The organism is Lelliottia jeotgali, from assembly GCF_977070485.1.
On the sequence record NZ_CDRVFO010000004.1, the window covers coordinates 297,343 to 313,552 of the forward strand.

A 16,210-nucleotide genomic window follows, 5' to 3' on the forward strand; every position below is an offset into this window, starting at 1 on the left:
TTCAGTCCACAATAGACTCAATATCTATAACAGACAAGTGTTGACCACTCGATCAGACGGGTTGGTCCCTCAGTTCCTTGAGGTACTTGTAAACAGTCGCCCGGCCCATGCTCAGCACATTGGCCACATAGTCGGCCCCGCTGCGCCCCTCGAATGCGCCTTCTGCGTGCAAGGCTTCCACCAGTGTGCGTTTCTCTTTCATCTTCAGCGTTCGCAGCGACAAGTTGCGCTCCTTCAGCCACGCGTGCAGGAAGGTATTGATGCGTTCCTGCCAGTCATCCTTGAACAGCGCATCGGGCTGCGGCACCAAACGGCTTATCTGGAAAAACGCATCCAGCGCTTCGCGTGCGTGTTCCAGTACCGAGAAATTCAGGTTGATGCAGAGCAGGTGTTCGGCTTCACCGTTCTGGTTGTAAAGCACCGTGGTAATGGAGCGGATCTTTTGACCGTCCCAGTTGAGCTTTTCGTATGGGCCGAGCTTGGCGGCGTTGCGAAAGTCGCCCAGTTCAAGGTCCAGTGCCGAGTCATCGCCAATCTTGCGTTTGGAAAAATTATTGGCGATGTGGACGACCGTCTGGCTTTGCACCTCGTGGACGATCACTTCGGCATGGGGGAAGAGCAGCAGCGCGATGCTGTCGGCGATTGCCTTGTAGTTTTCGATGTTCATCTTGAGCCGGGCGTGGGTACTTGATTTGGCAGATAGCCGTTTTGTCCATGGTGGACTCAAGCGCTATTCAACTTCAAGGCACCTTCAGTAATCACTTTTCAGCACCTTTCATACTGCCATCCGATCTCCAGCCCATTCAAAACCCGCTTTGCACACCCTCTCATGCGATAAGCCGTGATTATTACACCTTATAAATGGGTTGAGTTATCGCCTCAAAAAAGACAAAATTGATACGTAAATACATGGTACGTACCATGATATGAAATCGTAGGAGCAATCATGGCCCGGGGCGGCATAAACAAGGCGGTAGTGCAGCAGGCAAGGCAGGTGCTGATAGCCCGGGGCGAGTACCCCAGCATCGATGCTGTACGTATCGAACTGGGCAATACGGGCTCCAAAACCACCATTCATCGTTACCTGAAAGAGCTGGAAGGCCAACAGCCTGCAGCGCTTCAAGGCGCGCCGGCACTGAGCGATACACTGGCCAAGCTGGTGGCGCAGCTGGCGGAGCAGCTGCAGGAAGAGGCCGATGCGCGTATCGAGCAAATCGAAGCGACCCTCAATGAGCATAAGGAGCAGCTCCAGAGCCAGCTGCAACTGGCTCAGCAGGCGTTGGCCGCAGCGCATCAGCAACAGCAGATCCAGGCTGCGGCGCTGGCCGCCGAGTCGGAGCGGCTCAGCGCCACCCAGAGCACGCTGCAAGCCGAGCAATTGCGTGGCGCCAGCCTGAACCAGTCGCTGGGTGAACTGCAGCTGCGTTTGGCCGACAAGGACGAACAGGTGCGCTCGCTGGAAGAAAAACATCAGCATGCACGGGACGCTCTGGAACATTACCGAAGCGCCAGCCGCGAGCAGCGCGACCAAGACCTGCGTCGCCATGAGGCACAGGTGCAACAGTTGCAACTCGAATTACGCCAGCTTCAGCAAGGCATGATCGTCAAGCAGGATGAACTGACGCGCCTGCATCGGGACAACGAGCGTTTGCTTGGCGAGCACCGCCAGGCCAGTAGCGAGCGCAAGGCGCTGGATGAATTGCTGGAACAGCGTGATACGCAGATCCAGGGCTTGCGCACGATCCTGGCGCAAGCGCAGGGGGCCAGTGACGAAATGCGCAGGCAATTGCAGGCGCAGGGCCAAAGCCTGGAAGATAAACGTGCGCTCTGTGCAGAGCAGGGCAGGCAGTTGCAGTTTCTGGAAGAGGAACTGCTCAGGCGTGATGAAGCGCTGAAGGTGCTTCGGGAGAGTCAAACCACACGGTAGAGGAAGCGTTGCAGGTTTCGGCAAGCCGGCTCCCGCAACGCACGCTCAAAGGATCGAAAGATGGGTCGCTAGAGTTGTTTAGCTTTCCACCCGCTTCGCAGCATCGACACCCGCTGCAGAGAGCTTGATCGGATAGTTGACACTGAACTGCCGGTTACTGTCGACCGTTACGCTGCCATCGTGAATCAGCCCATGCTCCTGCAGCGTCTTGAGCGCATCGGCAACGGCATTTTCACCGCGATAGTTATCCAGCACTTCCTTGCCCAAGCCCTGTGGGTGGGCGTGCAGCAGACGCGTCAGTATTTCGGTCTGCAAAGTATCGTTAGTCATGTGTGTCCTCCGATCACTTGCCATGCTTGGCCTGCAGGGCTTTGGCCTGTTCCAGGTGCTTCTCGAGCGTTGGCAGGGTTTCGCTGGCGAAAGCCTTAAGCTCTGGTTTGTCGGACGAAGCGGCTTCTTTCTTGAACAGCTCCACGGTTTTTTCGTGGGCATCGACCTGGTTGTTGACATAGGACTTGTCGAACGACTCCTCGCGCCATTCAAGGATCATTTTCTTGACCTTGTCGGTCAGCGCCGCCTCATCGGGCACGCTGATATCCAGCTTGCGAGCGATGTCGCCGAGCTTCTGGTTGGCTTTGGTGTGATCGGTGACCACATGCTGGGCGAAGGTCTTGATATCAGCGTTCTGGCTCTTTTCCAGGGCCAGATTACCGGTGACCACCTCGGCGATACCTGCCTCGGTGGCTGCATCGACAAAGTCATCGGAGGAAGCCGCCTGGGCCTGCAGCGACGCCATGCCCAGCACCAGCGACAAACCTGCGCGTTTTATGAACAGATTGCTCATGTTTCACTCCTTGCTATCGGTGGCGCGACCTCAGTGTCGCGTACGGTTGAGCCAGGGAGGTGAGCATAGGTTTAATTTTTTTCAGGGCTTTTTGTCAGGGCAAGTGATCACCGCGACGCCTAGGTTGAACGATACGCAGCAGTAACGCTCACACATTCAAAGGTTGCCGCGAAGGAGCAGGGTATGAGCATAGAGCGCAGCATTCCCGAACTTGAGGCGTGGTACGCGCAATACGATGATGACAGTTACCGCCGTGAGTCCCCGGATGCCTATCATCACGAATTGCTCCGCACCGCCGAAGCGCTCCGTGATGACGGCGCTATCGATTGGGATGACTGGCTGGCCCTCAAGGCCTTGGCAGACGAGGCCCAAATGGGCTCACTGCAGGAGGCGGTACAAAGTCATGTGGATGACCCTGGCACATGAAGCCATTGCGCATTGCCACGTTCAATATCAACGGCATCGGTAGCCGGCTGCCGGCGCTGCTCGCCTGGCTGGAGCGGGAAAAGCCCGATGTCGCCTGCCTTCAGGAGCTCAAGGCGGCCGACACGAAGTTCCCCCGTGAGGCCATCGAAGCCGCAGGCTATGGCTGCCTGTACATGGGGCAGCCCTCGTGGAACGGAGTGGCCATCCTCGCGCGCGACAGCCAGCCGCTGGAAGTTCGGCGCGGCCTGCCAGGCATGGAAGATGACAGCCAGAGCCGCTATCTGGAAGCCGCAGTACAAGGTGTACTGGTAGGTTGCCTTTACCTGCCAAATGGCAACCCGCAACCGGGGCCGAAATTCGAGTACAAACTGCGCTGGTTCGAATGCCTGGTCAAGCATGCGCACGACTTGCTGGGCAGTGGCCATCCTACTGTGCTGGCGGGTGATTTCAATGTCGTGCCGACTGACTTCGACATCTACAACCCCAAATCCTGGCTCAAGGATGCCTTGCTCCAACCCGAGTCGCGCAACTGCTACCAGGCCTTGCTTGAGCAAGGCTGGACCGATGCCATTCGCCAGCTGTATCCCGATGAACGCATCTACACCTTCTGGGACTACTTCCGTAATCACTGGGCACGCAATGCCGGATTGCGCATCGACCACCTGTTGCTCAGCCCGGACATCGCGTCGCACCTCAAGGCCGGCGGCGTAGACGCGTGGGTGCGCAACGAGCCCAAGCCCAGCGACCATGCACCGGCATGGATCGAACTGGGTACGTGAAAGCAGCAGTGATCTATAGTGACAGGCGGCAAACGCTTGAGGGCAAGGACTTCCATGGGTGCGGGCGGAAAACAGGACGAAGACGGGCTCTTCACCGTAACCGGTGAGGCTCGCGCGGTGGCGCTGTTCCGCCTGGTGCTGTCGTTCATGGCGGTTGTGCTGCTGACCTTCGTATCGATCGAAGGGTGGCGTATCTGGCGCGACTACAGGCAGGCTTCCATCAATGCCGAGAATATTGTCAGCAACCTGGCCAGGGCCACGGCGCAGCACGCCGAAGATGCCATTCGCCAGGTGGACGCGATTACCGCTGTGCTGGCCGAGCGCCTTGAAGGCGATGGTTTCGATCATCTCGATCGCCCCCGCTTGCACGCCCTTCTGGCACAACAGAAAACGATCATGCCGCAACTGCACGGTTTGTTCGTATACGGGCCGGATGGTAGCTGGATCGTCACCGACCAGGCTTCCATCCCGGCAAAGGCCAACAATGCCGACCGTGACTACTTTGCTTACCACCAGACTCACACTGACCGTGAGGTGCGTATCGGTTCGGTGGTACGCAGCCGCTCCACCGGTGACCTGATCATTCCAATCTCGCGCAGGCTGGAAAATCGCGATGGCAGCTTTGCCGGGGTGTTGCTCGGCACCATTAAGGTGGACTGGTTCGTGCGCTATTACGGTGATTTCAAGATCGACGAGCGAGGCGCCCTGGTGCTGGCCAAGCGAGACGGCACGATCCTGGTACGCCGGCCGTTCGTGGAACACGTAGTCGGCCACAGCCTTGCAAACAGCGAAGTCTTCCGACATCACCTGCCTCATGCGAGCGAAGGGCTGGTTGAAGCGGTGGCGGTCGTTGATGGTACGCCCCGCCTGTACGCCTATCGCGCCCTGACGCGATATCCGTTGGTGGTAGAGGCGGGCTTGTCGCGTGAGTCGATCATTGCGCCCTGGCGGCAAGATGTCATCAAGTCAGCCTTCATTCTGCTGCTTTTGCTGGTTGGGTTGAGTGGCTTCGGCTGGGTGGTATTGCGCCAGTTGCGTGAGCGGATCGCTATCGAAAGGGCGCTGCACCAGGCCCACCAGACCCTCAGGTCGCTGGCCCTGACCGACAGCCTGACCGGGCTGGGAAACCGCCGCAGGCTGGATGCCGTGCTGGATGCGGAAATCCGCCGGGCGCGGCGACTGGGGCATGCGGTGGCGCTGGTAATGATCGATCTTGATTTTTTCAAACTGTACAACGATCGCTATGGCCACCCTGCGGGAGATCAATGCTTGCGCCGCTTTGCCGAATTGCTGCAGCAGGTATTGAAGCGCCCGGCGGATCTGGCGGTGCGTTATGGTGGAGAGGAGTTCACGGTTTTACTTCCTGACACTGACGTAAAGGGGGCCGAACAGGTTGTCGATGAAATTCTGCAACTGCTACGCCGCCTGATGATCGAGCATGCCGGCAGCCCGCTTGGCCTTGTATCTGCCAGTGCCGGGATTGCTGTCGGGCATCCGGCAGTGGATGCGAGCAGCCCCGAAAGCCTTATGTCTGCGGCTGACGGGGCGCTGTATCAGGCCAAGCGCCAAGGGCGCGATGGCTATGCCGTCGCTGATCGCATGGCGATGAGTGCTGGTAATTAAGCCAAGACCCGCTTAATCGGTGGCCATGACTTGTGCCTGTAGCTGCCAGCGTACCGAACTGACGCCTTTCTCCAGGCTTACCCGGCTGACCAGGCGCTCCAGTTGCGCCGGTGCCTGTGGGTTACCGAGCAACTCTGCGCGCACCTCCAGGCGCGCAGGGTTGGTCAAGTCTTCGCTGTGCAGCGACTGCAGGCGCAGTTCCGGATCGCCCAGGCTGTGCAGCATCAGGCTGCGTACCTGAATTTCATCTTCGGCACGGCATACCACGCGCACCTCGAAGCGTTGTTCGGCCTCGCTGGCCGGCACCACGCCCTGGCGGTCCAGGCGCTGAGCGATGTCGCGCAGCAGTATGTTGGCACACAGCACCACCAGGCTACCCAGGGTGGCCTCCAGCAGCAGGCCGAGGCTGCACAGCACCCCGACAGCCGCCGTGCACCACAGTGTGGCTGCAGTGTTCAGGCCGCGCACCGTGAAACCGTCGCGCATGATTACACCGCCCCCCAGAAAGCCGATCCCCGAGACCACATAGGCGGCAACCCTTGAGGCATCGGTGGGGGCCATGCCCGGTACCGCCTGGGTCATCAGCACGAACAGGCAGGCGCCAGTGCTGACCAGCGCATTGGTGCGCAGCCCGGTCATGCGTTGGCGCAGCTGGCGCTCGGCACCGATCAGGGCGCCAAGCAGCAATGCGATGCTGACACGCAGCAGAAATACTTTCCAATCCATAGCGAACCTCTTGCACGGGCACATGCCCGCTCTAACGCCATCGCGAATGGCGCGGTTGAAAGACCAGGAATGCGCAGGACCACAAGAGGAGGAACGAGGAGGGCTCAAGCCGCAGAGGCTGAGAAATCCACCGTCTGGCCAATAGCGAGACAGTGGCAGGAAGCTGCCGGACTAGCTCGCCGTGTGGGCCTGTCGCAAGCGACTGGGGCTACTGTCCAATGCAGGACTCCTGTTCAAGGGTGCGAAATTGCGGGGAGGACCTTACGCCGCAGCTTGTGCAGGGGTCAAGGGCGAAAACATGACAATGGCTTCATAAGGAAACGCCCTACAGCAAGCCACGGCTGCATGGAAAAAAACGCTGTTACTCGGTACCCTTGCGCCACTCTTTGTCATCCCCCCGGACCGTTACATGCTGCTCAATTTTGTTGTGCTGATTGGCTCTCTGGTGGCCATGGAAGGCGTCGGCACGCTGGCGCACAAGTACATCATGCATGGCTGGGGCTGGTGGCTGCACCGTTCGCACCATGAGCCCCACCTGGGCATGCTGGAGGCCAACGACCTGTATCTGCTGGCCCTGGGGATCATCGCTGCGGTTTTGATGGCCCTGGGCAAGGCCGGCCATGCACCCTTGCAGTGGGTGGGCGGGGGTGTGGCGGGTTACGGGATATTGTACGTGCTGGCCCACGATGGGTTCTTCCATCGGCATTGGCCCCGCAAGCCACGGCCCATCAACTGCTACCTCAAGCGCCTGGATCGTGCCCATCGCCTGCACCATGCGGTCAAGGGGCGTACAGGCAGCGTGTCGTTCGGCTTTTTCTACGCACCGCCCATGAAGGTGCTCAAACGCCAGTTACAGGCCCGACGCCGGCGCAACTGAGGGCGTCAATTTACCGTTTCGCCCTTGCTTTGAGCCTGCTCCGTGCCGTGCCCACGGCTCACCCACCAACCAAACCCTGCTGCCGTGAAAAACATGATCAGACTATAGAGCGCCGCCGGCACCGCCATGGTGGCGTTGTTCAGCAGCGATGGGCTCAAGGCGACGGCGATCGCCAAGGTGCCATTGTGGATACCGATCTCCATGCCGATGGCAATGGCCTGGCGCTTGGGGATGCTCAAAAGGCGCGGCACCCAGTAGCCGACGGCGAGGCTGATCACGTTGAACAGCAGTGCAGCCAGGCCTACAACGGGAGCGTACGCAACCACGGTCTGCCAATCCTTGGCCAAGGCCAGCACAATGGTGAATGCCAGGAACAGTGCCGCCACCAGTTTCATGGGCCTTTCCATGCGTGCGGCAAAGCCTGGCGCCCAGTGGCGGATCATCATGCCCAAGGCAACCGGCAGCAGCACGATGGCGAATACCTGCATGACCTTGGCAAATTGCAGCGGGATGGCCTGATCTGACGCCATGAACCACATCAGCGACAGGTTGACCAGCAACGGCATGGTCAGAATGGCGATCAGGGAGTTGACCGCCGTCAGGGTGATGTTCAACGCCACGTCGCCATGGGCCAGGTGGCTGAACAGGTTGGCGGTGGTGCCGCCCGGGGAGGCGGCCAGCAACATCAGGCCGACGGCCAGGGCCGCCTCCAACCCAAGACCGTTGGCAATCAGGAAACACACCAGCGGCAGCAGAAGAAGCTGGCAGGCCAGGCCGATGACCACCGGCTTGGGGTACTTCACTACGCGAGCGAAGTCGGCCAATGTCAGCGACAAACCAAGGCCAAGCATGATGATGCCCAAGGCCAAAGGTAGGAAGGCGGTAAGCAAGGGCGAAGCGGTCATGATGGCTACTCGGGCAAGGGATCAAGCCAGTCTAGGCCGGTGCTGAACGATAGCTAATTGCAATGGGCCAGCACTTGGTAACCTTTTGTTACTGAGGCGTCCGGTTGCCAGATGGCAAAGCGACTGCACACCGCGTTGCGACGGGCCGCTGCGCGCAGTAGCATTCGCGCTTTTACCAAGGATTTGCCTGTCATGCCGTTTCAGCAAGGTCTGCTTGCCACCCCGGTGCCGGCCCAAGCCCGCCACCTGTTCTTCACTCTGCAGTCGCCCGAGGCGTTGCCTGCAGCACTGGATGCGCTGCTGCCGCATGTGGATGGCGAACACCTGATCATGGGTGTAGGCGCGCCTTTGGCAAAGGCCTTGGGCCGCGAAGTGCCTGGCTTGCGTGCATTCCCCCAATTGGACGCAGCCGTGGAGAACCCAAGCACCCAGCATGCCTTGTGGCTGTGGCTGCGTGGCAACGAACGTGGTGACCTGCTGCTGCAGGCCCAGGCGCTGGAACAGGCCTTGGCACCGGCACTGCGCCTGGCCGACAGCATCGACGGCTTCCTGCACCGTGGCGGCCACGACCTGACCGGTTACGAGGACGGTACCGAAAATCCGGTTGATCAGGATGCTGTCGACGCGGCCATTGTCGCGGGCGAGCAGCCGGGCCTGGCAGGCTCCAGTTTTGCTGCTTTCCAGCTGTGGAAGCATGACCTGGAGTACTTCAAGTCGCTGCCCCAGACGGACCAGGACAACATCATTGGCCGGCGGCTGAGCGATAACGAGGAGCTCGACGATGCGCCGGAGTCGGCACACGTCAAGCGCACTGCCCAGGAAAGCTTCGCACCCGAGGCATTCATGGTTCGTCGCTCGGTGTCTTGGGCAGACCACCGTGGCGCAGGCTTGGCGTTTGTCGCTTTGGGCCGAAGCTTCGATGCCTTCGAAGTGCAACTGCGGCGCATGAGCGGGCTGGAAGACGGCATCATTGATGGCTTGTACCGCTTCAGCCGGCCGCTGACAGGTGGTTACTACTGGTGCCCGCCGATGACCGACGTCAGCCTGGACCTGAGCCTCCTGCTGAAGGCCTGAGGATTAAACATCCAGAAACGAAATCACCTGCAATCGGGGGGTAGGGCGACTAGCCTTGAAAGTTTCCGACTTATGACGGGAGCTTTGCCATGTATGCACGTCGCGATGTCCTACGTGCCGGCGCGGTTTTGGGGCTGTTGGCCACCAGCCCTTGGTTGCGCGCTGCCCCAAGCACCGGCTTGCTGACCCGCAAGGTACCGTCCACAGGCGAGGCCTTGCCGGTTATTGGCGCAGGTACCTCCGGCAGTTTCGAGGTCGAGGCCGGCTCGGCCGATTACCAGCAGCTAAAGGCCGTACTGAAAGCGTTCTTCGAAGGCGGCGGCAAAGTCATCGACACCTCGCCGAACTACGGCGGGGCAGACCGTATTCTTGGCCAGTTACTGGAGGAGGGGGGCTGGCACCGGCAGTGCTTCATCGCCACCAAAATCGCCGCCGACAGTCGGGCTGACGCCGAGGCTCAATGGGCGGGTACCCTGAAAAGCCTGCGTACTGACAAGGTTGACCTGCTGCAGATCCACAACCTGCGAGACTGGAAGACTCAGCTGCCCTATGCCCGCGAACTCAAGCAGCAGGGCAAGACCCGCTATACAGGTATTACCCATTACCTGAACAGCGGCCATGACGAAGTCGCCCGCATCGTGCGCAACGAACCACTGGACTTCATCCAGATCAACTATTCGGTCAATGCGCCCAACGCGGCAAAGGAGTTGTTACCGCTATGCCAGGACAAGGGCGTGGCAGTGCTTATAAACCGGGCATTCGATGACGGTCGTCTGTTTGCCAAGGTCAAGGACCGGCCACTGCCTGCCTGGGCCGCAGAAGCGGGAGTCAGCAGCTGGGCGCAAGTGTTCCTCAAGTTCGCCTTCAGCCATCCGGCTGTTACAACTGTCATCCCGGCAACCGGCCGCCCTGACCGCCAACTCGACCAGCTAAAGGCCGGCCACGAGCCTTTGTTCACCCAGGCGCAGCAAAAGGCGCTGATCGAGCTGTTCGCCTGACACCATGGCCACTTGGCGCAAGCGTCCGGACCAAGGGCTGAATATCCAGCCTGGCGAGGGGCCGGCTGTGGCCGGTGGTTTGGCACTGTTCTACCTGCTGTTCACCGGTTATTTCATGCTGCGCCCGGTGCGCGAGACCATGGGCGTGGCAGGGGGCGTTGACAACCTGCAATGGCTGTTCACCGGCACCTTCATAGCTACGCTGATCTGCCTGCCGCTGTTCGGTTGGCTGGCCTCCAAGGTGCGCCGGCGGCATATCCTGCCTTGGACCTACGGTTTTTTTGCCAGCAACCTGCTGCTGTTTGCGCTGCTGTTTGCCAGCAAACCAGACGATTTGTGGAATGCGCGGGCGTTTTACATCTGGTTGTCGGTGTTCAACCTGCTGACCATCTCACTGGCCTGGAGCGTCCTGACCGACCTGTTCTCCACCGAGCAAGGCAAGCGCCTGTTCGGGCTGCTGGCAGCCGGGGCCAGCCTGGGCGGCCTGAGTGGGCCGGTACTGGGTACGCTGCTGGTCGCCCCGCTGGGGCACGCCGGGCTGGTCTCGCTGGCCGCTCTGTTTTTACTGGGCAGCATTGCCGCTGCCGGGTACCTGCAGCGCTGGCGTGATTGCCAACCAATGCCAACGCTGAGCGAGCAGCCAGCGTCGCGGCCACTGGGCGGTAACCCATTCGCGGGCGCAACTGCTTTGATGCGTTCGCCTTATCTTTTGGGTATTGCCTTGTTCGTGGTGCTGTTGGCTAGTGTCAGTACCTTCCTGTATTTCGAGCAGGCGCGGATCGTCAGCGAAACGTTCACTGACCGTACTCGTCAGACTCAGGTGTTTGGCCTGATCGATACGGTTGTTCAGGCCCTGGCCATCCTCACCCAAGTGTTCATCACCGGTCGGCTGGCCAAACGCATGGGGGTAGGGGTGTTGCTGGTGGCTGTGCCGTTGGTGATGGCAGCAGGCTTCCTCTGGCTGGCCATGGCACCGGTATTTGCGGTGTTCGTGGTTGTGATGGTGGTGCGCCGCGCAGGCGAATATGCCCTGGTCCGGCCGGGCCGGGAAATGTTGTTCACCGTATTGCCCGCAGAGGATAAATACAAAGCCAAGAACTTCATCGACACCGTGGTTTACCGAGGAGGCGATGCGTTGAGTGGGTGGGTCAAGCGTGCACTGGATGTGCTCGGCGACCATCCGCAACTGGCTATGTTGATTGGCGCAGCGATTGCCTTGGGCTGGGGCCTGACCGGTGGGTGGCTGGGGCGCCGGCAGCGCAAGCTGGATGCCCGCGACACGCAACCGGCTGGTGCGCAAAATACACCGCCTCCGGTTATTTAACGCCACCGGTCCGAACGCTTGGCAATAAAACGAATGCCTCGCTATCGCTGAACTCCGAACCTATGTACGGCGCTTGCCGTGCATCCAGCAGTCACATGAGGTTTCAGACCATGGCTAACAAAGATAACAGCCGCACCGGCAGCCAGGGCGGCCAGGGTGGCACCAAAAACCCCGGCAATTTCGCCAACGACCGGCAAAAAGCTTCCGAAGCTGGCCGCAAGGGAGGACAGTCCTCAGGCGGCGGTATGGCTCAAGACCGTGAGTCGGGCCGCAAAGATGCCGATATGCACAAGGACCGCGAGTCAGGCCAAAAAGGCGGCCGCTCGTAAGTGACGAGCACGCGGTGCCGGGTACTCCGGCACCGCGATTACTTAGCTGGTAAAGAGGATGTGCCATGCGAACCACAGCCATCATTGTTCTGCTGAGCAGCCTTACGCTGCTCGGCGGTTGTTTCGATCGTGACACCGATCATCCGGCCAAGGATGCAGACCAGAGCAAACCTTCGCTGCAAATGCAGCAACCCGACGAAAAGCCTGCGCCACAGCCTGCACCTGACCCTGAGCCCATGCCACGGGAAGGCCAGAGCCAATAGTCAAGAGAGGAGCGAGGCATGACGGTCCTGATGCGCAGCACCACATCCAAGACGCCGGCGCCAACCGCGCATAGGCAATTGAGCAGCCGCTACCACGCGATGTTGTCCGGCGACTACACCAGCGCGCGCCAATGGCTCGCCGAGCAGTTCGCTAAGGCGAACGCCATGGCCGATGACCTGCCGGAGGCGCCTGATCAACTACACGACTGGAGTGCACGACACGCCGCACAGGTTGCCGCCGAGCACGCTGCCTATCTGGCCGAGCGCCGTGAAGGCGCGCCTCGCCGTTATTTCGCCAACCGCGCCCACGCCTTGTGGTTCCTGCAACAGGTGGCACCGACCAAGGTTGTTGATGGTGCCTGGCTTCACGGGACCTTGCGCCACTGGCAAGACCCGCGCTATCACGGCCTGATCCGTACCTACCTTGAGGAACTGGGCGACGGCGATCCGCATTGCAATCACGTGCTTATCTACCAGCGGTTGCTCGGCAGGCTGGGTTGCCTGGATTGCATGCCTCTGGATGACGAGCGCTACCTGCAAGGGGCAGTACAATTGGCGCTGGGCAACTGCGCGCAGTGGTTTCTGCCTGAGGTCATTGGGTACAACCTGGGTTACGAGCAGCCACCTTTACACCTGTTGATCACCACCCACGAGCTGGCTGAGCTCGGCATCGACGGTCATTATTTCCAGCTCCATGTAACGATCGACAATGCTGCCAGCGGCCATGCCAGCAAGGCCATCCAGGCGGTGCAGCAGTTGTGCCCGGCGCAGGATGCTGAGGTGTTTTACCGTCGAGTCAGGCATGGCTACCGCCTCAATGATCTGGGCATCGACACGCCCACGCTGATCAGCGGCTTCGACCTTGAAGCCCAACTGCTGGCTGCCTTGGAGCGCAAGCGCGTGTTCGGGCAGTTCATGCACGCTGACCGCTGCCGATTGCAGCAGCGAACGGTCAACCAATGGCTGTCCGAACCCGCTGCGCTACCCGCATTTTTGCAGGCGCTTGTGACCCAAGGCTGGATCAAGCGCGGGCAGAATCCAGCCGACAGCCGCTGGTGGTCACTGGTCGATGGTCCGGGCGCCCCCATGTTCGGAGTCTTCAATGCCTACGAGAAGCAGCTGTGGCACGACTGGATCGCCGGCGACTGGCAGAGCGCAGTGCGTCGCGTGCCGCCAGGCAGTTGGGAGGCTTCGCTGCACCAGGCACCGCATGGGGAAGAAAACCATGAGAACGTCGATATCGAAACGTTGATCGATAACATGGCGGGCAATCAGCACGCCTTGCCGCAGGGGTTGTCTGCCACTCGGGCGTACCTGCATGCCACAGGTCTTGGCGAGGAGGGGCCGCACTGATGATACTCAACCCGCAACGAGCCCAGGCCGATGAAGCCTTGCTGCAACTGGGCCGCCGCCTGCGTGCTGACGGTTACCAGTTCACCTGCGTGACGCCGGCCACCCATGCACACAACAATGCCCGCCGGGGCGCAGAGCGGGCCGGCAACCTGCGCGACGTATTCGGCTGGAGCCGCCCGTTCCCGGCGTCATTGATCAGCGCCGACGAACTGGACCAGCTCAGCACCGCGCAGGTGCTTTACGAGGACGGCGCACTCCTGCGCAGCCGAGTACGTTGGTCCAGCCTTGACGATCTGCTGCTGGTGCATTCCGCCTACCCGACCGAGGCGGCTGATGCGGTGTTCTTCGGCCCCGACAGCTATCGCTTCGCCCAGGTCATCCATGACCATCTACAGCGCAGCCCGGTACGGATCGAGCGCGCTGTGGACATTGGTTGCGGCAGCGGCGTCGGTGCCTTGCTGATCGCCCGCGCGGCGCAACACGCCCAGGTCAGCGCCGTGGACATCAACCCTCTGGCACTGCGCTATACCGCGATCAACGCTGCGCTGGCGGGGGTGAGCAATGTGTTCATTGCACACAGTGACCTGCTGGCGGGGATCAGTGGCAATTTCGACCTCATCGTAGCCAACCCACCCTACATGCTTGATGACGGCCAGCGCACGTATCGCCATGGTGGCGGTACGCTGGGCGCCGATCTGTCATTGCGCATCATTGAGCAGGCGCGCGAGCGTCTGAGCCCCGGCGGATCACTGTTGTTATACACAGGCGTGGCGATCGTCGAAGGTCGTGATCCTTTGCTCGAAGCCATTCGTCTGTGCCTGGCGGGGCCTGAATGGGCCTGGGTGTACCGTGAGGTCGACCCGGACGTATTCGGTGAACAATTACTGCAGCCAGGTTATGAGCAGGTCGAGCGTATTGCCGCAGTTGCGCTGACTGTCAACCGCAGTACATGACGCGTTATTGCAGCTTGCCACCCCGATGGGGCTTGCAATCAGTTAGCGTTCACCGACAATGGCAGCGCCCTTAGCAAGCCATTTGGAACGCCCTGCGCCATGATGCTGACCCAGCAATTCCCCGACATTACGCTGGCCGACACCCTGTTCGTATTCGCCCTCGAGGCTGAAGCCGGTACTGTGTTCGCTGATCTCAATACGGTTTTCACCGGCATCGGCAAAGTCAATGCTGCCATCGCCCTGACCAAGGCGGTTCAGCGCCAGCGCCCCAAACTGATCGTTAACCTCGGTTCGGCAGGCAGCCAGCGATACGGCAAGGGGGAGGTGGTGTGCTGCACGCACTTCGTGCAGCGCGACATGGACGTTACTGCGCTGGGCTTCGCCCGCTACGAGACGCCGCTGTCGGACGTTCCGGTGCTGCTCGAGCATGGCCAGCCGATAGAAGGGCTGCCGCTGGGCAGCTGCGGCAGCGGTGACAGCTTTGAGGTCAGCCACGGGGATGCTCCATACGACATCGTCGACATGGAAGCGTACGTTTTGGCGTTGATCGCCCGTAATGAAGGCATTCCGTTCGTGTGCCTGAAATACATCTCCGATGATGCCGGCAGCGATGCAGCCCAGGACTGGTCTGTGCAGGTACATCTGGCCGCCGAGGCGTTCAAGCGCGTGCTTTTTGCCATCGAGCCCTGATCAGCCATGACGATCAAGCCACTGTAGTTTCGACAGCCGTAGGGCATTTGGGCTAAACCTTCAGCGCGCCGTGCAGTCATTTCAGGTAAGCGCCCGACATTTCCGGGCCAAGGAGGTGGCTGATGACCATTGTCTGTCTGCTGCGGGGCTGCCACTGGCGCGCCATGACCCAACCCGAAGTGCCTGGGCTGCAATGCCAGCTTTGCGAACGCTGTGGCGCCCTGCGTTACTGCCAGCCGGGCCATTCCCTGCAATCTTCGGAGGCACGCCATGGCTAGGGCAATCTGGAAAGGCGCGATCAGTTTCGGCCTGGTGCATATCCCCGTCTCGCTCAACACGGCAGTGCGCACCGAGCGCATCGATTTCGACTGGCTGGACAAGCGCAGCATGGAGCCGGTGGGTTATAAACGGATCAACAAGGTGACCGGCAAGGAAATCGACAAAGACAACATCGTCAAAGGTGTGGAGCACGAGAAAGGTCGTTATGTGGTGATCAGCGAGGAAGAGATCCGCAAGGCCCGCCCGGAAGCGACCCAGACCATCGATATCTTCTCATTCGTGGCTGCCAGCGAGATCCCCTTGCAGCACTTCGATACACCGTATTACCTGAGCCCGGATCGTCGCGGCGGCAAAGTCTATGCGTTGCTGCGTGAAACACTGGAGAGCACTGGCAAGGTGGCGCTGGCCACGGTGGTGCTGCATACACGCCAGCACCTTGCATTGTTGCGGCCACTGGACGACGCATTGGTGATGATCACCTTGCGTTGGCCCGAAGAGGTGCGCGGCCTGGAGACGCTTGAGCTGGAAAAAAGCGTGACCGACACCAAGGTCGACAAGCGCGAACTGGACATGGCCAAGCGGTTGGTCGAAGACATGAGCGGCTCGTGGGCCCCTGATGAGTACCATGATGCGTTCCGCCAGACCATCATGGACCTGGTGGAAGAAAAGGCCAGCAAAGGCAAGATCAGCGTGGTGGACAAGGGCGAAGGGGGCGAAGCGGAGAAAAGCGCCGATATCATCGACCTCACCGAACTGCTCAAGCGCAGCCTGGGTGGTAAAGCTGCGAAAAAAGCACCTGCCGAAAAGAAGCCTGCCAAGCGTACTCGCAAGGCCTCATGA

Annotated in this window: 20 protein-coding genes; 15 read left to right on the top strand and 5 right to left on the bottom strand. The window is 60.4% G+C overall.

Going from position 1 to position 16,210, the window contains the following annotated elements; translation table 11 throughout:
* Positions 1-52 precede the first annotated feature (52 nt).
* Positions 53-667, bottom strand: coding sequence for a helix-turn-helix transcriptional regulator (locus ACW4TB_RS08495; RefSeq protein WP_012314524.1), 615 nt, complete (start codon positions 665-667; stop codon positions 53-55).
* A gap of 279 nt (positions 668-946) precedes the next feature.
* Between ACW4TB_RS08495 and ACW4TB_RS08500 the strand changes: the two genes are divergently transcribed.
* On the top strand, positions 947-1,927 hold the full coding sequence (locus ACW4TB_RS08500; protein WP_279931670.1) for a DNA-binding protein: 981 nt from the start codon (positions 947-949) through the stop codon (positions 1,925-1,927).
* 78 nt (positions 1,928-2,005) lie between these two features.
* Here the strand turns inward: ACW4TB_RS08500 and ACW4TB_RS08505 are convergent, their stop codons facing one another.
* On the bottom strand, positions 2,006-2,257 hold the full coding sequence (locus tag ACW4TB_RS08505) for a hypothetical protein (protein ID WP_012314522.1): 252 nt from the start codon (positions 2,255-2,257) through the stop codon (positions 2,006-2,008).
* A 13-nt stretch (positions 2,258-2,270) separates the two neighbouring features.
* Positions 2,271-2,771, bottom strand: a complete 501-nt coding sequence (locus tag ACW4TB_RS08510; protein ID WP_012314521.1) for a DUF4142 domain-containing protein — start codon at positions 2,769-2,771, stop codon at positions 2,271-2,273.
* A gap of 183 nt (positions 2,772-2,954) precedes the next feature.
* On the opposite strand from ACW4TB_RS08510, the gene ACW4TB_RS08515 reads away from it, so the two are divergent.
* From ACW4TB_RS08515 to ACW4TB_RS08525, 3 genes are read left to right on the top strand one after another with little or no spacing between them, the layout of a single operon-like run.
* Positions 2,955-3,197, top strand: coding sequence for a hypothetical protein (locus tag ACW4TB_RS08515; RefSeq protein WP_012314520.1), 243 nt, complete (start codon positions 2,955-2,957; stop codon positions 3,195-3,197).
* On the top strand, positions 3,194-3,976 hold the full coding sequence (xth, locus tag ACW4TB_RS08520; protein WP_012314519.1) for an exodeoxyribonuclease III: 783 nt from the start codon (positions 3,194-3,196) through the stop codon (positions 3,974-3,976). Before ACW4TB_RS08515 ends, xth begins: the two co-directional genes overlap by 4 nt.
* Before the next feature lie 54 nt (positions 3,977-4,030).
* Positions 4,031-5,599, top strand: coding sequence for a sensor domain-containing diguanylate cyclase (locus ACW4TB_RS08525; RefSeq protein WP_012314518.1), 1,569 nt, complete (start codon positions 4,031-4,033; stop codon positions 5,597-5,599).
* A gap of 12 nt (positions 5,600-5,611) precedes the next feature.
* On the opposite strand, the gene ACW4TB_RS08530 is transcribed toward ACW4TB_RS08525, so the two are convergent.
* On the bottom strand, positions 5,612-6,325 hold the full coding sequence (locus ACW4TB_RS08530) for an MgtC/SapB family protein (protein WP_455828310.1): 714 nt from the start codon (positions 6,323-6,325) through the stop codon (positions 5,612-5,614).
* Between the two features lie 409 nt (positions 6,326-6,734).
* Here ACW4TB_RS08530 and ACW4TB_RS08535 point away from each other — a divergent pair, with 409 nt between their 5' ends.
* Complete coding sequence (locus ACW4TB_RS08535; RefSeq protein WP_279931661.1) at positions 6,735-7,202, top strand: sterol desaturase family protein; 468 nt, start codon at positions 6,735-6,737, stop codon at positions 7,200-7,202.
* 5 nt (positions 7,203-7,207) lie between these two features.
* Here the strand turns inward: ACW4TB_RS08535 and ACW4TB_RS08540 are convergent, their stop codons facing one another.
* Positions 7,208-8,107: a bile acid:sodium symporter family protein gene (locus tag ACW4TB_RS08540; protein WP_254465785.1), complete on the bottom strand. Its 900-nt coding sequence runs from the start codon at positions 8,105-8,107 to the stop codon at positions 7,208-7,210.
* 192 nt (positions 8,108-8,299) lie between these two features.
* On the opposite strand from ACW4TB_RS08540, the gene ACW4TB_RS08545 reads away from it, so the two are divergent.
* The 10 genes from ACW4TB_RS08545 to ku all read left to right on the top strand — a co-directional run bounded on the left by ACW4TB_RS08545 (position 8,300) and on the right by ku (position 16,210).
* A complete protein-coding gene (locus tag ACW4TB_RS08545; protein WP_012314514.1) occupies positions 8,300-9,181 on the top strand; it encodes a Dyp-type peroxidase in 882 nt (293 codons plus the stop codon).
* Between the two features lie 89 nt (positions 9,182-9,270).
* Positions 9,271-10,179: an aldo/keto reductase gene (locus tag ACW4TB_RS08550; protein ID WP_254465784.1), complete on the top strand. Its 909-nt coding sequence runs from the start codon at positions 9,271-9,273 to the stop codon at positions 10,177-10,179.
* 4 nt (positions 10,180-10,183) lie between these two features.
* Entirely contained in the window at positions 10,184-11,503 is a 1,320-nt protein-coding gene (locus ACW4TB_RS08555; RefSeq protein ID WP_279931657.1) for an NTP/NDP exchange transporter, read from the top strand.
* 110 nt (positions 11,504-11,613) lie between these two features.
* Positions 11,614-11,832 carry a con-10 family general stress protein gene (locus ACW4TB_RS08560; RefSeq protein ID WP_012314511.1) on the top strand — a complete coding sequence of 73 codons (219 nt, stop codon included), beginning with the start codon at positions 11,614-11,616 and terminating at the stop codon, positions 11,830-11,832.
* A gap of 65 nt (positions 11,833-11,897) precedes the next feature.
* On the top strand, positions 11,898-12,095 hold the full coding sequence (locus ACW4TB_RS08565) for a hypothetical protein (RefSeq protein WP_254465783.1): 198 nt from the start codon (positions 11,898-11,900) through the stop codon (positions 12,093-12,095).
* 18 nt (positions 12,096-12,113) lie between these two features.
* Positions 12,114-13,448 (top strand): iron-containing redox enzyme family protein, encoded by a 1,335-nt coding sequence (locus ACW4TB_RS08570; protein ID WP_438826635.1) that lies wholly within the window; start codon positions 12,114-12,116, stop codon positions 13,446-13,448.
* Positions 13,448-14,401 carry a methyltransferase gene (locus ACW4TB_RS08575; RefSeq protein WP_254465782.1) on the top strand — a complete coding sequence of 318 codons (954 nt, stop codon included), beginning with the start codon at positions 13,448-13,450 and terminating at the stop codon, positions 14,399-14,401. Before ACW4TB_RS08570 ends, ACW4TB_RS08575 begins: the two co-directional genes overlap by 1 nt.
* A 99-nt stretch (positions 14,402-14,500) precedes the next feature.
* The gene (locus tag ACW4TB_RS08580; protein WP_279931652.1) at positions 14,501-15,091 is read left to right on the top strand and encodes a 5'-methylthioadenosine/S-adenosylhomocysteine nucleosidase family protein; all 591 of its coding nucleotides are present in this window, start codon (positions 14,501-14,503) and stop codon (positions 15,089-15,091) included.
* Positions 15,092-15,213: 122 nt separating this feature from the next.
* Positions 15,214-15,369, top strand: a complete 156-nt coding sequence (locus tag ACW4TB_RS08585; RefSeq protein WP_254465781.1) for a PSPA7_2676 family Cys-rich small protein — start codon at positions 15,214-15,216, stop codon at positions 15,367-15,369.
* A complete protein-coding gene (gene ku, locus ACW4TB_RS08590) occupies positions 15,362-16,210 on the top strand; it encodes a non-homologous end joining protein Ku (RefSeq protein WP_254465780.1) in 849 nt (282 codons plus the stop codon). Before ACW4TB_RS08585 ends, ku begins: the two co-directional genes overlap by 8 nt.